General features: G+C 63.7%; 15 protein-coding genes. 6 read left to right on the top strand and 9 right to left on the bottom strand.

Annotated features, from left to right (window positions below; translation table 11 throughout):
- Positions 1 to 10 precede the first annotated feature (10 nt).
- Both CFOUR_RS04460 and CFOUR_RS04455 read left to right on the top strand, forming a co-directional pair.
- Positions 11 to 406, top strand: a complete 396-nt coding sequence (locus tag CFOUR_RS04460) for a (deoxy)nucleoside triphosphate pyrophosphohydrolase (protein WP_085958546.1) — start codon at positions 11 to 13, stop codon at positions 404 to 406.
- A gap of 3 nt (positions 407 to 409) precedes the next feature.
- Positions 410 to 3538 carry a DUF3427 domain-containing protein gene (locus tag CFOUR_RS04455; RefSeq protein WP_085958547.1) on the top strand — a complete coding sequence of 1043 codons (3129 nt, stop codon included), beginning with the start codon at positions 410 to 412 and terminating at the stop codon, positions 3536 to 3538.
- Between the two features lie 582 nt (positions 3539 to 4120).
- Here the strand turns inward: CFOUR_RS04455 and CFOUR_RS04450 are convergent.
- Genes CFOUR_RS04450 through CFOUR_RS04435 form a run of 4 tightly spaced genes read right to left on the bottom strand, consistent with a single transcriptional unit; the run spans position 4121 to position 7149 of the window.
- On the bottom strand, positions 4121 to 4441 hold the full coding sequence (locus CFOUR_RS04450) for a hypothetical protein (RefSeq protein ID WP_085958549.1): 321 nt from the start codon (positions 4439 to 4441) through the stop codon (positions 4121 to 4123).
- 52 nt (positions 4442 to 4493) lie between these two features.
- Positions 4494 to 5654 (bottom strand): ATP-binding cassette domain-containing protein, encoded by a 1161-nt coding sequence (locus CFOUR_RS04445; protein ID WP_290180090.1) that lies wholly within the window; start codon positions 5652 to 5654, stop codon positions 4494 to 4496.
- The gene (locus CFOUR_RS04440; RefSeq protein ID WP_290180088.1) at positions 5645 to 6343 is read right to left on the bottom strand and encodes an energy-coupling factor transporter transmembrane component T family protein; all 699 of its coding nucleotides are present in this window, start codon (positions 6341 to 6343) and stop codon (positions 5645 to 5647) included. Before CFOUR_RS04440 ends, CFOUR_RS04445 begins: the two co-directional genes overlap by 10 nt.
- Before the next feature lie 5 nt (positions 6344 to 6348).
- A complete protein-coding gene (locus tag CFOUR_RS04435) occupies positions 6349 to 7149 on the bottom strand; it encodes an ECF transporter S component (protein ID WP_230471796.1) in 801 nt (266 codons plus the stop codon).
- A 311-nt stretch (positions 7150 to 7460) separates the two neighbouring features.
- Between CFOUR_RS04435 and CFOUR_RS04430 the strand changes: the two genes are divergently transcribed.
- Positions 7461 to 8444: a hypothetical protein gene (locus tag CFOUR_RS04430; protein ID WP_085957557.1), complete on the top strand. Its 984-nt coding sequence runs from the start codon at positions 7461 to 7463 to the stop codon at positions 8442 to 8444.
- A 77-nt stretch (positions 8445 to 8521) separates the two neighbouring features.
- On the opposite strand, the gene CFOUR_RS04425 is transcribed toward CFOUR_RS04430, so the two are convergent.
- Genes CFOUR_RS04425 through CFOUR_RS04415 form a run of 3 tightly spaced genes read right to left on the bottom strand, consistent with a single transcriptional unit; the run spans position 8522 to position 11346 of the window.
- Positions 8522 to 9517 (bottom strand): nucleoside hydrolase, encoded by a 996-nt coding sequence (locus CFOUR_RS04425; RefSeq protein WP_085957556.1) that lies wholly within the window; start codon positions 9515 to 9517, stop codon positions 8522 to 8524.
- A complete protein-coding gene (locus CFOUR_RS04420; protein WP_085957555.1) occupies positions 9514 to 10713 on the bottom strand; it encodes an MFS transporter in 1200 nt (399 codons plus the stop codon). Before CFOUR_RS04420 ends, CFOUR_RS04425 begins: the two co-directional genes overlap by 4 nt.
- A 3-nt stretch (positions 10714 to 10716) precedes the next feature.
- Positions 10717 to 11346 (bottom strand): DJ-1/PfpI family protein, encoded by a 630-nt coding sequence (locus tag CFOUR_RS04415; RefSeq protein ID WP_085957554.1) that lies wholly within the window; start codon positions 11344 to 11346, stop codon positions 10717 to 10719.
- An 88-nt stretch (positions 11347 to 11434) separates the two neighbouring features.
- On the opposite strand from CFOUR_RS04415, the gene CFOUR_RS04410 reads away from it, so the two are divergent.
- Positions 11435 to 11959 carry a hypothetical protein gene (locus CFOUR_RS04410; RefSeq protein WP_290180085.1) on the top strand — a complete coding sequence of 175 codons (525 nt, stop codon included), beginning with the start codon at positions 11435 to 11437 and terminating at the stop codon, positions 11957 to 11959.
- On the opposite strand, the gene CFOUR_RS04405 is transcribed toward CFOUR_RS04410, so the two are convergent.
- Positions 11946 to 12791 carry a hypothetical protein gene (locus CFOUR_RS04405; RefSeq protein WP_085957553.1) on the bottom strand — a complete coding sequence of 282 codons (846 nt, stop codon included), beginning with the start codon at positions 12789 to 12791 and terminating at the stop codon, positions 11946 to 11948. The genes CFOUR_RS04410 and CFOUR_RS04405 overlap by 14 nt on opposite strands.
- 88 nt (positions 12792 to 12879) lie before the next feature.
- Entirely contained in the window at positions 12880 to 14463 is a 1584-nt protein-coding gene (locus CFOUR_RS04400; RefSeq protein ID WP_085957552.1) for a carboxylesterase/lipase family protein, read from the bottom strand.
- Between the two features lie 82 nt (positions 14464 to 14545).
- Here CFOUR_RS04400 and CFOUR_RS04395 point away from each other — a divergent pair, with 82 nt between their 5' ends.
- Positions 14546 to 15451, top strand: a complete 906-nt coding sequence (locus CFOUR_RS04395; protein WP_085957551.1) for a hypothetical protein — start codon at positions 14546 to 14548, stop codon at positions 15449 to 15451.
- Positions 15452 to 15527: 76 nt separating this feature from the next.
- Complete coding sequence (locus tag CFOUR_RS04390; protein ID WP_435383887.1) at positions 15528 to 19040, top strand: ABC transporter ATP-binding protein; 3513 nt, start codon at positions 15528 to 15530, stop codon at positions 19038 to 19040.
- Positions 19041 to 19159 lie beyond the last annotated feature (119 nt).

Below are 19159 nucleotides of genomic sequence, written 5' to 3'. Positions count from 1 at the left end.
GTATGGCTACATGCTGAAACGGATTAAGGTCGTCGGGGCTGTTCTCGTGCACGACGGCAGGGTGTTCGCTGCCAAGCGCGGCCCGGGCAAGTCGATGGCGGGCTACTGGGAATTCCCGGGTGGAAAGGTCGAGACAGATGAGACGCCCGAAGAAGCCCTCGCTCGTGAACTCCGCGAAGAGTTGAAGATCGACGTCACTGTGGGTGAGTTCATCGTGACGGCAACCCACGAAGCGGGCACCGCAGTCATTGAGCTTTCGACCTACCTTTGCACGATCATCGAAGGCGTTCCGGTACTCACCGAACACGAAGAATTCCGTTGGCTACCGGTTTCCGAGTTGTCTGATGTCGAATGGGCCCCAGCAGATATCCCCACCGTCGAGCTTTTACGAGAAAGATTCGCGTAAGCCATGACTGTTGAAGATTCCTCCTTCCCGTTAGGTGTTTACGAACTCCCTGTCACCAGACGCGTGCTCGAGCGCCTGGAAGTCACGCAGGCACAAAATGAACTCATCCACGCCGCTCGCGAAACTACGGATTCTGCTCACCGAGATCGCTACGCAGATGCCATCTCACAACTGATCAGCGAGCACCTGACTCAGAAGCTCATGCGGACGGACTCGCCTGCTGAGCGTATTGAACTTATCAACGCCCTTGCCGAACTCATCGACCCAGATGACGTGATTGATTCGGAAGAGCTCCTCCATGCCGTATTCGAAGCTTCGCTTGCGGAACCACCGAAGTTCTCCCCCACGCCGCTCACTGGCGCCTCACTCTTGACCAACGCAAGGACCGATCTCAGCATGTCTGCGGAGATCAAGAGAGAAATCCTTACAGCCGACAGCGTCGACCTTCTCTGCGCTTTCATCAAGAACACTGGCATTGCTGTCATTGGTAAGCAGCTCGAATACCTACGCGAGCACGGAATCCCGCTTCGCGTGATCACGTCCACGTATTGTGGCGCCTCTCAGGTCCAAGCGATCGACAGGCTGGTCAACGAGTACGGCGCTGAGGTGAAGATCGGATACGAATCTGGAAGTACCCGGCTCCATGCTAAAGCCTGGTTGTTCCGCCGCAATTCCGGCTTCGACACTGCTTACATTGGCAGCTCAAACCTCTCAAACTCAGCGCTGATTGACGGCGTCGAATGGAACGTTCGCGCATCAAGGACGACGACGCCCGCGGTCCTGGACAAGTTCGAAGCCGTCTTTGACACGTATTGGAACGATCCTCACTACGCCACCTACACTCCATCCGAAGACCAAGAACGACTCATCGAGGCTCTCTCGCGCGAGCGATCTGGGGGAGGTCGCGACGTCCGGATTGAACTTTCCGGCCTTGACGTCGAGCCGCGGCCATATCAGCAAGCGATGCTTGAAGCGTTGCAGGCAGAGCGCGAACTACATAACCGCCACCGCAACCTCATCATCGCGGCAACCGGGACTGGTAAGACCGTGGTCGCTGCGCTCGATTACAAAGGTTTAGCCGAGCAGTCCCAGAACAAACCACCACTGCTCTTTGTGGCACACCAGCGTGAGCTACTGAAACAAGCGATGCGTACATACCGAGAGGTACTACGGGATCCCAATTTCGGTGAGCTTTTTGATGGCTTGAACACGCCACGCACGGGTACGCACATCTTCGCCACCGTTCAAACACTGCATAAGCATCTCGATGAGTTTGCAACTGATCACTTCCATGTCGTTGTCATCGACGAGTTTCACCACGCGGAAGCATCTACCTACAAAAAGGTGCTTGATTATCTCGCCCCGAAGGAACTTCTGGGGTTAACCGCAACACCAGAACGCGGCGACGGCGTCAACGTTCAACGCTTCTTCGACTATCGAGTCGCATACGAACTGCGACTGTGGGACGCGCTTCAGCTCGGCCTTGTAGCCCCAATGCACTACTACGGAATCAACGACGAGACCGATCTTTCCGGATTGAAATGGTCCCGTTCGAGCCGAGCCTACGACCAGAAGTCATTGTCCGAGTTCTACGTGCACCAAGGCGACTCGCGCGTCAAACTTGTCCTCAATGAGCTTCAAAAGCGAGTCTTTGATCTTTCGGAGCTCAAAGCGCTTGGCTTCTGTGTCAGCATTGACCATGCCCAATTCATGGCTGACCGGTTTAGCCACTTTGGCATTCAAGCTGAGGCTGTCACCTCCAAAACAACCCCAGCTGATCGCGACCGAGCAATCCAGCGGCTGCGCACCGGTGAGCTCAAAGTGCTATTCACCGTTGACCTGTTCAATGAAGGCGTTGACATCCCCGAGCTCAACACGCTCCTGCTACTGCGCCCCACGGAAAGCCCAATAATTTTCTTGCAACAGCTTGGTCGAGGCCTGCGCAAATTGCCCGGAAAAGTCTGTACCGTGTTCGACTTCATCGGAGAACAGCACGAGGACTTCAATTTCGAGCGTCGCTACGGTGCCTTAACCGGCAAACGCGGGAAACGTCTTGCCGACGCCGCCGAGGAGGGTTTTCCTTCGCTCCCTGGCGGTACTCACATTGAGCTGGATCGTGTGACCCAGGAGCGAGTGCTACGCAACGTTAAGAGAGTCTCTCGTAATTCGATCGTGAAAATCCGATCTCTAGTGCAACAAGAGGCGACCACCGATCTCTCCGAGTTCCTCTTTAATACCGGTCTGATATTGGAAGATCTCTACCGCAATAAAACTGATGGTGGATGGACTCGCCTCCTGCGGAGTCAGGATCTTATTCCGAAGCCTGCGTCCCCTTCTGAGTTCGAGGATTTCCTCCTTGGACGCGTTCGCTCCCTACTGCACGTGAATGATCCCGTACGCGTAGACCGCTACCTTGCGATTCTCGATGCCAACGGGCAGTGCTATCACGAAATGTCGACAGCTGACCAAACCTTCACGCAAATGTTGGTCACCCTGATCTGGGCGAATCAGAGTGGAACCCAACCCCCGTCAACATACGACGAGGCTCTCAAGGATTTACGTAGTTGTCCCAGCTTCATTTCCGAGTTGCACCAGGTATTTTCCTACCGGTTGGACCAATCCCGAGTGACCCCAGTTCGTATTTCGGGCCCCGGCGAAGAGGTTTTGTTTACTCACGCCGACTATTCCACAGCCGAGCTCACAGCGGCGCTGCGATCTGCCCCGTTACAAAAGCTTCTTCATCTGCCCCGAGAGGGGGTTTACTACGTTAAGGAAGCGGGCGTCGATTTGTTCTTCGTCACGCTTGTGAAGAAGGAGTCCGACTTTTCCGAATCAACCCGGTACGCCGATTACCCAATCTCACGCGAGTTGTTCCAGTGGGAATCTCAATCCACCACAAAGCTCTCGTCGAAAGACGGGCAGCGCTACATCCACCATGAAGAAAACGGCCACTCAATCTATCTCTGCGTGAGAAACACCAGAGTGAACGCCGCCGGTGTGGCATCGGCATTCACTCTTCTCGGGGACGTCACCCATGTTCGCCACTCTGGGGAAAAGCCCATTCGGTTTGAGTGGCGACTGAACCGTCCGATGCCAGCACAACTCTACGAACTGGGACGCGCGGCGATCTAGGACCCTTCGACGATGGCTGCAGCAGCGGCGCAAAGCTCGGGGTCGTTTATGTACCCCTCCTGGCACCCGTGATGGGTCTGGATCTCGCCCGAGGTGGGATTGCGCTTCCCCGACTCGTCATAGCCGTAGCCGCACACTGCAGCCGGGCCCACGCATTCCTCCTCACCGGGAGCAACTTCAGCCTCAGGCACGGCAAAGTCTCCACATCGTTCCACATCGGTGACCACGCTGCCGTCCGACAACATCGCAGCGTTGTTTTCGTAGCACCGAACAAAAGTAGGTTGAGCAGCAGCCTCGCTTTCCACTACCACGGGATTCGGCTCGGGGCTAGCTGCTGGAGGCACCTGTTCGAACGATTCCTCTGGGGTCACAGTCGATGTCTGTGTACTCGTTGAAGCGGAGCTCGAGACCTGCGTACTGGAAGTAGTAGTTGTCTCACTGCTTGACGTCTGAGTATCGCCCGATTCGGAACTGCATCCAGCAATCAGCAGCACACTGGCGATGACAGGGAATATGGCACGGGAACGCATACTTGAAATCTACAGCTAAAGCAGCGATAAAATGGCGATCTCTCAAAGAGCATCAGAAGAACATTCGACTGAAATGCAAGATTGGGGGCGCTAAGGACAACACTGACAGAGACAGCGCGATGGCTGCAGTCCTCTTGCGCTCGGGGTCGTCGGACCTAAGCGACCTGATCGCCTGACCGGCAAAGATGGGAACGAGAATGAGCGTCGCTAAGGCGAGACCATAGAAGATAAGGATCCAGAGTATCCCGAAAATGAGCTCCGCATCCTCGCCGATAGCGTCTGCGATGGGGCCGGCCAGTAAAAACAGCACCCAGGCGCCCAGGATGACGATGGATCCCCGCAAAGCGAATTTTTCCTTGGAGAGTCTGGCCATATCGCGGTCCTTCTGGCGTCACTGACGATCTTGGACAGCAGTGTAACAGCGGTTAGTCCGTGCTTCTCGGGAGAACAAGCTTGTCCACCGCCGCGTACTCCCTTACCTCCGCGGCGAAGCTCTCGTCGTGGCAGGTGAAGATCACGGCCTGGCCGGATCGGAGGCCGTCGGCGATGAGGGCGTGGGCGCGGTCGCGGGAGGGGGCGTCGAGGCCGACGTCGGGTTCGTCGAGAAGCACGAGCGGACGATTCTGGACGAAGACCTGGGCGAGCTGAGCCAGACGCAGGTGCGCGGCAGGCAAGTCGAGCGGGTGGGCTTCCGGGTCGAGGCCGAGTGCAGCGACGGCGACCGGGTCGCCGACGAACTCCCCCACCGTGGATTCGGCGAGCTGGTCTGCGGCGCGCTGCAGCGCGAGTGAGACGCCGAGAGACAGCCCCGGGTTGCCGTCGAGGCCGGCCATCGCGCGCAGCAGCGTGGTCTTGCCGGCGCCGTTGTCGCCGTGCAGCCACAGCGCCTGGCCCGGGCGCACGGTCAGATGGACAGGACCGGCGGTGAAGGCGGGCTGCCCGGTGGCACGGAACTGCCACCACTTGCGGGGTTTTCCGCCGCGGGTGGCGGTGATCTCGCCGAGGTCGATCGGATTACCGGTGGGCTCCACGCGTGGGGGCAAGCTGGGCTCGTGGGTGGGAAGAGATGTGGGAGACAGGATGCCGTCGATAAGCGAGAGCTTGGCTGTGTTGAGGCGGGGGCGGTTGCCGAGGACCACGATGCGCGACGGCAAGGCTTCGAGTAGGCGGATGATGTGGGTGGCGGAGGTGGGGTCGAGGCCGGCGAAGGGGTCATCGAGAAGCAAAAGCTCCGGCTCGAGGACCGCGACCGCCGCGATAGCAAGACGGCGTGTTTGGCCGCCGGAGAGTTGTGCGGGGTGGCGCTCGGCGAGCTCGGTCAGGCCCGCGGCGCTGAGGATGCGCTCGCAGCGGCGCTGCATCTCCAGGATGAGTGTGCCGCGCTGCTCCAGGCCGAGCGCGACTTCCTCGATGACCGTGTCGCGCAGGTAGGACACGTGCGCGGTGGCGTCCTGCTGGACCACGGCCGCGCCCGCCCACTCGTTGTGCGCCTGGGCGGCGAGTGTGGTCAGGCCCGCGCCCGAATTGCCGATGACCTCGACGGCGCGGTGCCGGTCGAGTGCTTGGGTCAGCGGGGTTAGATCCATAGGACCACCGCCACGCAGGTCAGCGGGACAAGGATGCGGGCGGCGCGCTGGAGGGTGCTGTCGTGCACCGGGCGCAGGACGGTGCGGGGGCCGGTGAGGTCGTAGCCTGCAGTTTCCAGCGCCTGGCCGCGGGCGCCGGCCTGGGTGAGCAGCTCCGTGAGCACGGGCATGATTAGGTGCGGGACGACCGTTTTGGTTGTGATTGGGCGCTTTTTGAGGCGGTTGGCGTCGCGGGTGATGCGCGCCCGGTTGGCGCCCTGGGGGCCGAGCTGCATCGTGGTGCCGGCGATGTAGCCAATGCGGTTGCCGCCTTTTGTGCTCTGCAGGGCCTTGGCCAGATCCGGGGTTCGCGTCCAGGCCACGGCGGCGAGCAGGCACGCGACGAGCGCGGTGAAGCGGGCGGTGAGGTGAGCGGCGTCGGCGAGCCCGTCGGAGGTGAGCAGTGGAGCGATGCGGTGCTCGCCGTAGGGGGCGTGGATGAGCACCATCGACGCGGCGACGGGCGCGGCGAGGATTGCGGTGGCCGCCGCGACGGACGGGTTGCGGGTGCGCCACGTGCCCGCGAAAAGTGCTACGGCGATGACAGCGAGCGAGGCCCGAGGAGTGTTCAGCCCCAGCGCAAGGATCCAGCCCGACGCCCCGATGGCCAAGGCGGTCAGCGGGTTCAGGCGGGACTGGGTTCGGGGCACGGGAACTACTTGGCCTGCGGGGCGAAGGCGGCGACGGTGCGCTTCGGCAACGCCTTGACCGTGAAGTAGGAAACGAGCAAGACAATGACCTTGTCCACCGGGTCCGAGATGAACGCCTGGGTGGTCACAGAGGCGATGAGCGAGCCGCCCATCTCGCGGAACAGGCTGACCAGCGCACCGGTGCCCACGCCAGCGGTGCCGCCGTAGACGTAGGCGGCGACGGGGGCTGCGACCATGCCGCCGACAATGCCCAACACGATGCCGAAGCCGATCACGGTAAAGAGGTGGCGGAACGCGTTGAAGCGGTGGATGAACACGCCTGCGAGCCAGCCGACAAGCGCCGCGCCGGCCGCGAACGGCAGCGCTGCCGGGTTGAGCAGGCCCCACACGACGTTGTTCAGCGCGCCGGTGGCCATGCCTGCAACCGGGCCGGCGAGCGCCGCGACCAGCACGGTGCCCATGGAGTCCAGGTACAGCGGCAGGCCGATGGAGCCGACGATCTCGCCGACGACGGAGTTGATGATGATCGCGATCGGGATCAGCCCCAGCGTGCGCGCGGGCAGCACCGGAATCACGGCTGCGAGCAGCAGCGCGGTGCCGATGCCATAGCCGGCGAGCAGCGCGATGCCCGGGCCGGAGCCGGTGACCTGGTCCCAGTCCGCCGGGTGAACCAGAACGAAGTACAGCCAGGTGGCGGCGATGAGGACGGCGCCTGCGATGACGAGCGCGCGGCGGGCGGGGGTCCATTCGGCCTTCTGCGCGGTGTTCTCCGTGGGCGCGGCCTGAGTGGAAACGGTGTGTGACATGGAATCTCCGAGTGGTGTGCGGGGAGGAACGGGAATTACAGCCCTAATCGCCTATGTCACCTCGGCAGGGCTGTCGGTTCGGGAGTCTAGCAGGCGGTCTTGTTCTTACTCGTTTCCACCCAGCAGATTATGGCGATAACACGCCTGCTCACGCCCTATCTACCTAGGGATCTTGACCGTGGGACAACCCGCTGTTTGATCCCAGCAACTACTGCGGGAGTTTCACCCTGTCACCAATCATGAATATTAAAGCGACTTTATTTCAAGCTGTGGTTAACTTAAACGGTTCCTGTTAGAGAAATGGAGACGCTATGAAGAAGACCTCAGCGCTTCTTGCGGCCATCGCCGTATCTTTCACCGCCGTAACCGCGCCTGCTTCAGATGGCCAAGAGTTGAGCCACGCGGACCTCTACGAACCGAGGGTCTACTCGATCGGTTCGCTGTCCGCCGGTCCGTCGGACAATCTCGTGACCTTGATCGTTAATGAGGGGCCAGAGTTTGCAGACCTGGACATCCTTGAGTTTGAATCGCCGTACCCGGTCACGTACGAGCGCATTCGAAACCCAATCGTGAACTTCAACGACAAAATCTATCTGCGGCTTGAGCAGAAGATGATCTACCCTGAAGAGTTCGAAATCGCCGTCAAGCTGCTGGTGCACTACAACGATGGTTCTTCCGAAGAGGTTGAGGGGAGCTTCCCAGTTCACCCGCTGCCTGCTTTGGTCTCGGGCAATCCGAAGCCGTCTGCTACTACGAAGCAATCAACCAGCCCGGTTGCTACGAAGACCGTGGTTAAGACCACGACAGTGACAGCAGAAGCTTCCGCACCGGTAACGACTACCGTCACCCAGAAGATCAACGCGCCGACGACCGTGACGGAGACTGCGGAAGCAGCAACTACCACGACCACAGTCACCAAGAAGGCTGCACCAGTCACCGCCACCGTGACCGAGACTGTGGAAGCAGCAACCGCCACCGTGACTGAGACGATTTCGGTTCCGGCACCGGCCGAAACCGCTACTGTAACCAAAACCGCCGAAGCAGAGACCGTCACGACCACTGTTCAGCAGGCTCCCGTAACCGCAACAGAGACAGTAACTGCAACCGCTGCCCCGGCGACTGTCGAGGTTACAAAGACGGTCCCGACAACCGTTGTGAAAGCGTCTAATGATGGACAATCCGGCAGCTCGACTGGATCCATTGTCGCGTTAGTGCTCGGACTTCTCGCTTTGATCGGTGGCGTCGGCGCTGCTGTGGCTGGAAATCCTCAGTTACTCGCTAACCTCCCGTTCTAACGGTTCAGCATAAACTCCCTAACCATTGTGGCTAGGGAGTTGTCTTTTTGGGCTGTTGCCGGCTTAAGCAGAACCACCTAGTCATCCGCGCGCAGGTGGCGCAGCTCCACAATCTCGGCGTCGCCGGCGGCGACCTTGGCGTGCACCTCGCAGGCCCACGTGAACCAGCCCCAGGCCATCGCGATGTCAGCCCCGGTGATTAGGCGCGCGTTGGGCTCGCGCTCCCAAATCCCGCGCAGGTCCGCCACGGACGTGCCACGCATAAGCTGCGAGTCCGCCTCCACGTCGACGGTCGCGTCCTTCCACGAGTATTCCACGTGCCCCAGCGCGATCAGCACGGTGAGCAAGTCGTGGATCTGGGCCTGGTAGCCCTCGCCTACGTCCTCGTGGAATTCGAAGTAGAAGCGGGTGATCGCCTCCAGGTGTTCGGCGAGCGGGGAGCCGCCAAGCTTATCGACGAACTCCGCCAACGCATCCGGAGAAAGCACCATCTTCTCGGTCACGCCGAGCGAGCACAGCGTGATCGGGGTCGGTGTCATGGCGAACACATCCGCGGCGGCGTGGGGGTCCACCCAGAAGTTCCACTCCGCGCTGGGGGTGGTGTTGCCCGGGTAGTTCACTGCCCCGCCCATCACGGTGATGTGCTTGAGCTTGGCAAAGTGCTCCGGGTGGGTGTGCGCGAAGGCGGCCAGGTTGGTGGCGGGCCCGGTTACGATCAGGTGCAGGTCGTCGGTGCCACGCTCGATGGAGTCGATCCACAGTGTGTCCCAGTCGTGCTCCACGTGGCGCTCGGGCGCAGTGGCGTAGCCCAGGCCCGTCTCCCCGTGCGTTTCCGGGGTGGTGGTCAGCTCCACCTCGAGCGGTTCGGGCAGGCCGGCGGCTAAGGAGATGATGGGCAGGCCGCACAGCCCCAGGATCCATGCGGCGTTTTTGGCGCATTGATCGGCGGGGACGTTACCGGAGGTCGTCGTCAAGCAATCGAGCTCGATGAGGCCCGCTTGGGCCGCAGCGGTGAGAAAAATGATGGCGTACGTGTCGTCGATGCCCGGATCGCAATCCAAAATCACTCTCACGGTTTCGTCTCCTTCCCAGCGACAAGCCAGATAATCAACGCGACGGCACACACCGCGCCGCTGACGGCGAACGCCGCCTGAAAGCCAGCGGCCTGAGCCACCGCGCCAAGCACAATCGGGGCCAGGATGGCGCCCGCGTCCTGCGTCATCTGATACGTGGACAGCACTGTACCGCCCGAGCGCTCGTTGCCGATGATGTCCGCCAAGGTGGCCTGGGTGGCGGGACTCATCAACCCGGAGCCGATACCCGCTGCCGCCGAAAGGATCACCAACGGCCAGAAGCTGGTCGCACTACCCAGCAACACGGCAAACACGCCGGAGGTGGCCAGGCCCGCGGCAACCAACGGGCGGCGCCCCAGGTTATCGGCGAGGCGACCGGAAAACTGCAGGGTCACAGCCATACCGAGCGCGAAGGCCGTGAGCGCGAAACCGGCCGCCGCTCCCCCACGCTCGAACACGGCCGCGGCGAACAACGGCAGCACGGACACGCGCGCGCCGAGGTTGACAAAACCGTTGGTGAAACCCGCGGCCAACAGCGCCTTGTAGGTGGGAACGCGCCACACGTGGCGCACCTGCATCTTCGGTTTCGCCGGCGGCAACGGCGCGGAGCCGGGCTTGTGCTGCGTGAGCACCCCGACAGCCAGCGCCGCGGCCGCCACCGCGATGCCATAGATGGCAAACGGCGCGCGGAAGCCCAAAAACGACAGCGCCGCGCCGAGAACCGGGCCGACGACGTTGCCCACCAGAAACGCCGAGGCGTACAGCGCGCTCGCGCGTCCGCGGATGCTCGGGTGCGTCACCCGCACGATCAGCGCCTGGGCAGACAACGTGAACATGGTCGAGCCGAAGCCCGCGACGAACCGCAGCGCGAGGATCTGCCAATAGGCCTGCGCAAACGCCACGAAGAAGGTGGACGCGGCCACGATGGTCAGACCCGTGAGGTAGATCGGGCGGGAGCCAAGCTTATCCACGAGCCTTCCGGCCCCCGGCGCCCCCAGCAATCTGGCCAACGAGAAGATCGAAATCACTGCGCCCGCCGCCGCCATGGACACGCCGAAGCTGCCGGCGAACTGCGGCAGGATCGGCGCGATCAGGCCGTAGCCCAAGGCGATGATGAACGCGGCCCCGACAAGGACCCAGATCGTGCGCGGAATAGCACGTCCGGGAGTGCTAGAGATCTCTGTGCCGCTACTCATTGTCTACTGCGAATCCCTCCACGCCTTGATGGATTCCAGGTGGCGCAGGAAAGCAACTTCGCTTTTCTCTTGGTGCATGGACACCCACGCGTCGATCACAGACTCGGGAAACACTTCCGCGACACGCAAGACCTCGGCAGTGAAGTCCACAGGCGCCAAACCACTTGCAGTGACAACGCCGGAATCTGACACCGCTTCCGTTTCGCAGTAGCGTGCCTGCCCCTTATAGCCGGTGTATGCGAGAAACGACACAGCGTTTGAGGTGTGCTGCACCTCGTCGAGCATTCCTGCGCGTGCAAGCGCGACAGTGCCACCGCAGATTCCCGCGATAGGCACCCCTCGTCCTCGCATCGACACCATTGCTTGGATAAGCGCCTCGTGGCCATGAAAGTACGTGTCTGCGCCCGGCACAACGAACACCGCGATGTCCGTTTTCCCCTCAAGGTCATCAAGCGTGATTGAAGGCGTGATTACCATCCCACCTTTCGAATGCACTGGGGCCTTTCTCTCGCCGACAAAAGCAACGCGAAATCGCCCGGGAACGGCAGCCTCAGCCTCGGCAATTTGAGTAGTGAGATATGCAAATTCCCAGTCAGCCATAGTTTCTGTCGCGTAAATCGCAATTGTCCTCATGCCGCACAACCCTAGTCCACCCACACGGGTCGAACACGTGTTCTATCTGGCGATTGGGGACGTCGGCACGCTTCGTAGTGTGTGCGCCATGAAGTTCAACACGAAGAATCCGCTGCACAGCGTCAGCCGCAACGAGACCGACTACTCCCCCGCCTACACCCCGGAAGCGCTTGCCGAAGCCATCCGCGAGCAACACCCCGAAATGATCCAGTCCGCCCAAGCTGTCATGCACCACCCGCGCTCGCTGTCGCGCCCCACTGCCGCGTGGCGCCCGCCGGTTGTGACCCTGCCCCGGGTGGCCAACGGCCCGCAGCTCACCCTCGCCGTAACGCGGCGCAGAGTCGGCCCGCGGGCACGGGCGCGGATACAGGGCTACGGCGGAGAGCAGATACCTGCCTACCTCATTGAGGTCCGCATCGCCGATACCACCGGCGCGCTGGTGGACACAGTGCTCACCGAGGCCTGGGTCCGCGCGATCATCCCCAACGACTGCGCGCATGCGGTGCACGAACTGGCCGGCACACGCACGGCGAACTACGTGTGGCTCGTCGACGGCGCCTTTCACCCGATCGCGTCGCCGCCGTCCATGTTCGAAGGGCTTAGCGCGGCGTAGCGCTGCCTTCGTCCTCGTCGTCCTCATCGTCCTCGCCGGCGAAGTCATCATCGTCGACCAGCGCGTCGCCGTCGATGTCGTCGTCCTCGTCCTCGTCGTCCTGGCCGAAGATGTCGTAGACCTCGGGCTCGTCGAAATCGTCGTCGACGGGCAAAAGCTGCGATTCCCAGTCCTCAGCCTGGTCGGCGGCGAGCGAGAGCACGTCGAAAAGCCGGTCGAAGTCCGTGAAGTTACCCAGCTCTAAGCGCTCGGCGTCGATCAGCGCCTCGTCGTGGATGGCGTCGAAGAGGCGCGCACGGTCTTCCTCGGTCAGCTCCGCGTCGCCGTCGGACTCCCACAGTTCGCCCTCGGCATCGTCGAGCACGTCGTCGTAATCGTCCGGCAGCGCGATGAACGTCACCTTCGCGTTCGGCGTGCCGTCGACAGTCTCGATGGTCACCTGCAGCTCGGCGTTGTCGCCCACCTCTGCACGCACCTGCTGTGGGTTGAGGTGGTCCTGGAAAAACTCCAAATCCCCGATGCGCTCGTCGGTGCCCTCGAGCAGGTCGCGCAGCACCGTGATGACCTGGTCGGTGGCCATGTGCTCCGCCACAGCCGCCACAGCGTCCTCGACGGAGAACACCACGGCCACCAGGACAGACTCGAAGTCCTCATCATCCTCGTCCACGTCCGCCGCCGCGATGTAGACGTTCGCGGCGGGCAAATGCGGATCAATTTCCACGAACTGGATCTCAAGTGCTGCGGTCATGGGCACGAACATGGTGTCCCCGCCCACGCGCGACTCAATGCCTTCGCGGTCGAGCGCCGCTGCGATGTCCTCGAAAAAGCTCATGTCGGTGGTTCCTTCCACGTCGCGCCGTCGGGCTGGCTTGCCGCAACGCGCCCAAGCCTAGCTACCAATCCTGTCCAGCGTGTGGCATTTAGCTGTCACCCCACGCCGGATGTGCGGCACCCAGCAGCGAGGCGGCCGAATCCATCAGGTCCTGGCGGTGCGTGCCCCACTCGCGCATGTCAAAGCTCTCCCAAGCCCGGCGCTGCGACGCCTTCGGGTCCCACTCCACGTGCATCCCGTTGTCGAACACGGCGGTCGCCCGGCCCGGCTTGTCGTCGGAGCGGAACCCGTAGACCGGCCACTGTTCGCCCGGCGCGCCGGTGTGGAAAAACTGTCCCCAGTGGTACTGCATGACCCGGCTGACCTCGACGAAGCCTTCTGTGCCGCCGAAGACGTCCCAGCGCGACGCCTTCGTGGAGTTCGGCTCGCCGAACACGGCACCCAGATCCGCGGTGTGCATCGCTCCCAAGCCGAGCATGCGCATCGCCACCGACGCGTAGTCGAAGCGGTACATCCACGTTTGCGCCATGCGCCGATGCGCGGTGGCCAGGATGACGGTGGGCGCCCAAAACACCGCGTCAGCGATGAGGTCGGCGTAGTCGCCACGCTCGCCGGCGTACCCGTACGCGCGCAGTACCGCCTGGGCATTGTCGGGGTCGAACGCCTCGAGTGCCCGGCGCGCCGCACGCTGGCGGGACTTGGCGGTTTGGTAGATGGCCTTGGCAAAGCTGGCCTCGTCCGAGTTCGTGCCCACGATCAGCGGCACGGCGGCCTGCTCGCCTGCCTCGAAGATGTCGATGGGGTGCGCGGTGAGGGTGTCGCCGTCCACGGTGGGCATAAAGCTGGTGTTGAGCTGCACCAGCTCCCTGGTGTTGAGCAGCATCGACTGCCCCGCACGGACAAGTTCCTCGGCGCGCGCCTCGCGCAGGTCTGCAAGCGTGGTGGTGCGCGGCAAGCCCATCCGGTTGACCAGTTCGCGCACCCACATCGCCGCCTGCAGCCGCGAGTGCACGCTCGCCGGCGGCGGCGACTGTGCCACCGCGCCGTGGAACAGCCCCCGGGCGCCGGGCGCGCACATCAGGTGCACCACGGCCGCGCCGCCGGCGGATTCGCCCATGATGGTCACCCGGTTCGGGTTGCCGCCGAAGTTGGCGATGTTTTCGCGCACCCACTCCAACGCCAAAATCTGATCCAGCAGCGCGGGCGTGGCCACGCAGTCGTGCCCGAGCGCGCGGAAGTCCAAATACCCCAGCACGCCCAGGCGGAAGTTGACCGAGACGTAGACGACCTTGGTGGCGTCGGCAAGCGAATGCCCCTGCAGTACCTTTTCGTGGCTTGCGCCGGTGACGAAGGTGCCGCCGTGGAAGTAGACCACCACGGGCAGCTCCTCGTCGGTGTCCGGGCGCACGATGTCCAGAGTCAGGCAGTCCTCGGTGCCGATGACCATGTCGCGCCAACCGAACGTGCCTTGCATGGCGGGCGGGGCGAAACTGGAAGCGTCGTAAAGCCCCTGCCAACGCTGCGCTGGCTGCGGGGCGCGGAACCGGCCGGTGCTCGCGGTCGACGCGCCGAACGGCACCCCGCGCCAAGTGCGCATACCTGAGCGCTCATCCACCACGCCGCGGACCTTGCCCGCGGTGGTGTCTGCGACTGGATGCTCGGCGGCAGTCATGCGCCCCAGGGTAGACGGATGTGCGCAAAGTCCAACTATGCTGGACCGACGTAAATCAGACCATTAACGAAAGAGCAAAACGATGTTTGGCAACAAGAAGCAGTCCGAGGACCTGGCCGTACGCCAGGAGATCGAGCAGGCACTGAAAGAAGACCCCGCGCAGCTGGAAAAGGACGCCGGCCCGCTGGGGCGGGCGTTTATCGGCGCGGTGGATAAGGCGGTGCAGCTGCAAACCTCCACCATCCGCGGTTACGTCAACTGGCTGCGCCGGCAGAACCCGGACGCCTCCCCGGCGCAGATTCAGGCGCTGATGGACAAGCACCTGAAAAATACCGTCACCGGCACCGGTGCCGGCGTGGGCGCGACCGCTGCCGTTCCCGGTATCGGCCTGGTTACCGGCGCGGCCGCCGTGGCCGGCGAGTCCGTGCTGTTTTTGGACCTCGCCGCGTTTTACGCCGTCGCCTCCGCCTACCTGCGCGGCGAAGACATCTCCGACCCGGAGCGCCGCCGCGCGCTCGTGCTGTCGCTGCTGATGGGCACGAAGGGCCTGGCCATCGTGGACGCGATGCTCGGCGACGACGCGGGAAAGATCCCCGGCAAATCCACTATTGCGAAGTTCTCCGGCCCGACGCTGGCTAACACCAACAACGTGCTGCAGCGCATCGCCATGCGCTCGCTGAAGAAGTCGTTGCGCCGCGCCTGGATTGGCAAGCTCATGCCGCTGGGCATCGGCGCGATCGCCGGCACCACCGCCAACCGCAAGCTCGCCGACGGCGTGATCGACAACGTCCAGGCCGGCCTCGGCGCGATGCCCGCCGGTTTTGCGCAACCGCTTGACGACGCCGATACCGACACCGACACCAAGGGCCTGAGCCTGAACCCGAAGACCTTCGCACAGTGGGTGCTGCGCCAGTTCAAGGACGACAACAAGGTCGACGTGAAGGACGACGGTGTGAAAGAAGACGTGAAGGACGGCGACAGCAATTAATCCCCTACTCACCAGATCCCTCCAGGCCAACCGCGTCCCCGCCGCTGCCGCGTTTGCCGCCGCCGCGCTCGCCGCGGTGTTCCAGGTGGCGGTGCCGGCGCTGACCGGCCAGGCGGTGGACATCGCCACCGGCGCAGCCGAGGGGTCAGTGAGCCACATCGCGTGGGCGATGGTGGCCGTCACCGCCGCCACCTACGCACTCAGCTACGTCCGCCGCGTCACCGCGGGCCGGCTGGGCTCGAGCTCCCAGCACTGGCTGCGCACGGAGATCTTGCGCACGCTGCACCGATTAGACGGGCCGGGCCAGGACGAGATTGTCACCGGCCAGATTGTCTCGCGCTCCATTTCGGATCTGAACCAGTACCACATGGTGCTGTCCAACCTGCCCATGCTGCTCACGCGCGTGGTGCAGCTTGTGGTCACCCTCGCGGTGATGCTGTACATGGACATCCCGCTGACGGTGATGTCGCTAGCACTGTTGCCGCTGATCTTGTGGGAGGCCAACCGCTCGCGCAAGACGCTCTACGCCGCAACGTGGGTCAACCAGCACGCCGCGGCGGAGCTTGCAGAGCACGTCGAGCAGACCGTCTCAGGCGTGCGCGTGGTCAAGGCGTTCGGCCAGGAAGAGCGCGAAATCGACCAGTTGGATCAGCTGGGCCGGAACCTGTACGCGGTGAAGATGCGCGCGGCAAAGCTCACTGCGCGGTTCCAGCCGGTGCTCTCGCAGCTGCCCAAGGTGGCGCTGGTGGTCACCATCGTCGCCGGCGGCATGCTGGCCATTCGCGGGCAGATCACCATCGGCCAGTTCGTGGCGTTTACCGCGTACCTGACGTCCATGACGTCGACGATGTCCATGCTGACCAACCAGTACGTGCGCCTGCAGATGGGCATGAGCTCCTTCGATCGCCTCGACGACGTGCTCACACTCGCCCCCGGCACCGGCGAACACGCAGCCGCCGACGAGGCGCCGGCGGCACAGGGGCTGCGCTTCGACAACGTCAGCTTCTCCACCGGCGGCAACGCCGTGCTGCGCGGCTTCGATCTGGCCGTGCACCCGGGCGAGACGGTGGCACTGGTCGGCCCGCCCGGCGCGGGTAAAACCATGGCGGTCCAGCTCGCGGGCGGTTTCTACGCCCCGGATGCGGGCCGGGTAAGCAGCGCGCGGCACGTGGTGTGCGTGTTCGACGACGCCTTCTTGTTCTCCTCCTCGGTGCGCGAGAACATCGCCATGGGTGCTGCCTTGCCGCCCGCCCAGCTGGACCGCGCCGTGCGCGAGGCGGCCCGCCTGGCGTGCGCGGACGAGTTCATCGAGCGCCTGCCAAACGGCTACGACACCGAAGTCGGCGAGCGCGGCCTGACCCTATCCGGCGGCCAACGCCAGCGCATCGCCCTTGCCCGTGCCCTCATGGCGCGGCCCGAGGTGCTCGTGCTTGACGACGCGACAAGCGCCATCGACGCCATCACCGAAGCCGCCATCCTGGCCAACCTGCGCGAGCACCTGTCCGATGTCGCCGTGCTCACCGTCGCGCACCGCCAGTCCACCGTGGACCACGCGGATACGGTGGCGGTGGTCGATCGCGGAGTCGTGGTCAGGCAAGGCCCCCGCGACGAGGTGGTCCAAAGCGCCGAGTACCGCGCCACCATGTCGCCGGATGCGCCAGCCGAGCTGCCCGCCGCGCCGGAGCACGCCGAGCTGTGGCCCGAGCAGACCCAACCCGAGCAGGAGCGCGTGATCGTGCCTGCCTCGGGGCGCGCGTCCACCGTCAACGCCACCCCGGAGCTTTTGGCGCGGGTGGACACACTCCCCGCCGCAGCAGAGCAGCCGGACTTGAGCGAGCAACGGTTGACGCAGCTGCGCACCCCGTCGAGCGATTTCCACGTGCGCGAGCTGTTCCGCGCGGTGCGCTGGCTCATCGCCGGCACCGTCGCGCTGTTGGTGGTGGGGGTGCTGGCGGACCTGGCGTTTCCCACCCTCGTGCGCGCGGCCGTGGACCGCGGCATCGCCCAATCCGACCAAGCCAGCCTGATCCGCACCGGGCTTATTGCGCTGGCCGTCGTGGTGGTGGCGTGGGCGTCCATGGCCGCGATGACCGTGTTGTCCTCGCGCTCTGGCGAGCGACTGCTCTACGGGCTGCGCCTGCGCTCCTACGCGCACCTGCAGCAGTTGGGCTTAAGCTTTTTCGAGTCGCGCCTGTCCGGCAAGATCATGACGCGCATGACCACGGACATCGATACCCTGTCCAGCTTCCTGCAAACCGGGCTCGCCCAGGCCATTGTGGCCGTCGGCTCCCTGGCCGGCGTCACCGTCATGCTGGTGGCCACCGACGGTGAGCTCGCGCTCGTCGCGTTTGCGGCCGTGCCCGTGATCGTGGTGGCCACCTGGGTGTTCCGGCACTTTTCCAAGCGCTTCTACGCGCAGGCTCGCGCGCAGATCTCAGCGGTCAACGGCGAGTTCGCGGAGCTTATCGGCGGCATTCGTGTGACCCAGACCCACCGCGCCCAACACCATTTCGAGTCCCGCTTCGCCGCCATGAGCGACGAGTACCGCCGCCTGCGCATGCGCTCGGCGCGCTTAGTGGGGCTGTACTTCCCTGGCATGCAGTTCGTCTCCCAGGTCATGACCGCGGTGATCATCGGCGTCGGCGCCGCGCGCGTGGCGGACGGCACGCTGTCCGTCGGCGTGCTCGTCGCCTTCATCATGTACTTAAGCCAGCTCTACGGCCCGATCCAGCAGCTCGGCCAAATCTTCGACTCGTGGCAGCAAGCCACCGTCAGCTTCGACCGCATCCGCGAGCTGCTCGCCGAACGCACCACCGTGCCCGCCACCGGCACCCGAACAGGCACGGCCGAAGCCGCCCGCGGGGAGCTTTTGCTTGACGACGTCACCTTCGGATACACCCCCGACTCCCCCGACTCCGCCGTCATCGACCACATGGACCTCACACTCGAGCCGGGCACCACCGTCGCTTTGGTGGGGCCGACCGGGGCGGGCAAGTCGACCGTCGTCAAGCTCCTCGCCCGCTTCTACGACCCGACTGGCGGCGAAGTGCGCGCCTCGGGCACGAACATCGCCGAGTACCCGCTTGCGCAGTGGCGCCGCGCCCTCGCGCAGGTCCCGCAGGAGTCCTACCTGTTTCCTGGCACCGTCGCCGACAACATCGCCTACGGCGCACCGGGGGCCAGCCGCGAGGAGATCCAGGCGGCGGTTGAGCGCATCGGCGCGCTCGGCGTGATCGCCACCATCCCCGGCGGATTCAACGCACGGGTGGGCGAACGCGGCCGGGGGTTAAGTTCCGGCCAGCGCCAGATCATCGCCCTCGCACGCGCGGAGATGCTGCAGCCGGCCGTGCTGCTGCTCGACGAGGCCACCGCCACCCTCGACCCAGCAACCGAGCGCGCGGTACTCGACGCCTCCGACCGCGCGATGGAGGGCCGCACCTCCGTCGTCGTCGCCCACCGCCTCGCCACGGCCGCGCGCGCCGACCGAATACTCGTTATCGATGAAGGACGTATCATTGAAGACGGCTGCCACGAGGCCCTCCGAAACTCCGGCGGTAGGTATGCCCATATGTGGGCTGTCAACCGCTAACGGGGGTGAAACCCGGGGACCCCGTGGATAGGAACAATCCAAGTTAGCGCGTTACCAGCGCCGACGATTACAGTCAAAGAAACGTTCCGCGACATCAAAAAAGAAGGAAGGCGAGAACC

The organism is Corynebacterium fournieri (assembly GCF_030408775.1).
Taxonomy (GTDB): Bacteria; Actinomycetota; Actinomycetes; order Mycobacteriales; family Mycobacteriaceae; genus Corynebacterium; species Corynebacterium fournieri.
Note: the sequence above shows the minus strand (reverse complement) of the source record. Positions and strands in the feature narration are given on the sequence as shown.

Coding starts and splice junctions, on each gene's coding strand:
- CFOUR_RS04435 (WP_230471796.1), bottom strand. CDS start 7,149: ATGTCACACACCGTTTCCACTCAGGCCGCGCCCACGGAGAACACCGCG.
- CFOUR_RS04430 (WP_085957557.1), top strand. CDS start 7,461: ATGAAGAAGACCTCAGCGCTTCTTGCGGCCATCGCCGTATCTTTCACC.
- CFOUR_RS04405 (WP_085957553.1), bottom strand. CDS start 12,791: ATGAGCTTTTTCGAGGACATCGCAGCGGCGCTCGACCGCGAAGGCATT.
- CFOUR_RS04415 (WP_085957554.1), bottom strand. CDS start 11,346: ATGAGGACAATTGCGATTTACGCGACAGAAACTATGGCTGACTGGGAA.
- CFOUR_RS04450 (WP_085958549.1), bottom strand. CDS start 4,441: ATGGCCAGACTCTCCAAGGAAAAATTCGCTTTGCGGGGATCCATCGTC.
- CFOUR_RS04460 (WP_085958546.1), top strand. CDS start 11: ATGCTGAAACGGATTAAGGTCGTCGGGGCTGTTCTCGTGCACGACGGC.
- CFOUR_RS04410 (WP_290180085.1), top strand. CDS start 11,435: ATGAAGTTCAACACGAAGAATCCGCTGCACAGCGTCAGCCGCAACGAG.
- CFOUR_RS04400 (WP_085957552.1), bottom strand. CDS start 14,463: ATGACTGCCGCCGAGCATCCAGTCGCAGACACCACCGCGGGCAAGGTC.
- CFOUR_RS04455 (WP_085958547.1), top strand. CDS start 410: ATGACTGTTGAAGATTCCTCCTTCCCGTTAGGTGTTTACGAACTCCCT.
- CFOUR_RS04395 (WP_085957551.1), top strand. CDS start 14,546: ATGTTTGGCAACAAGAAGCAGTCCGAGGACCTGGCCGTACGCCAGGAG.
- CFOUR_RS04445 (WP_290180090.1), bottom strand. CDS start 5,654: ATGGATCTAACCCCGCTGACCCAAGCACTCGACCGGCACCGCGCCGTC.
- CFOUR_RS04420 (WP_085957555.1), bottom strand. CDS start 10,713: ATGAGTAGCGGCACAGAGATCTCTAGCACTCCCGGACGTGCTATTCCG.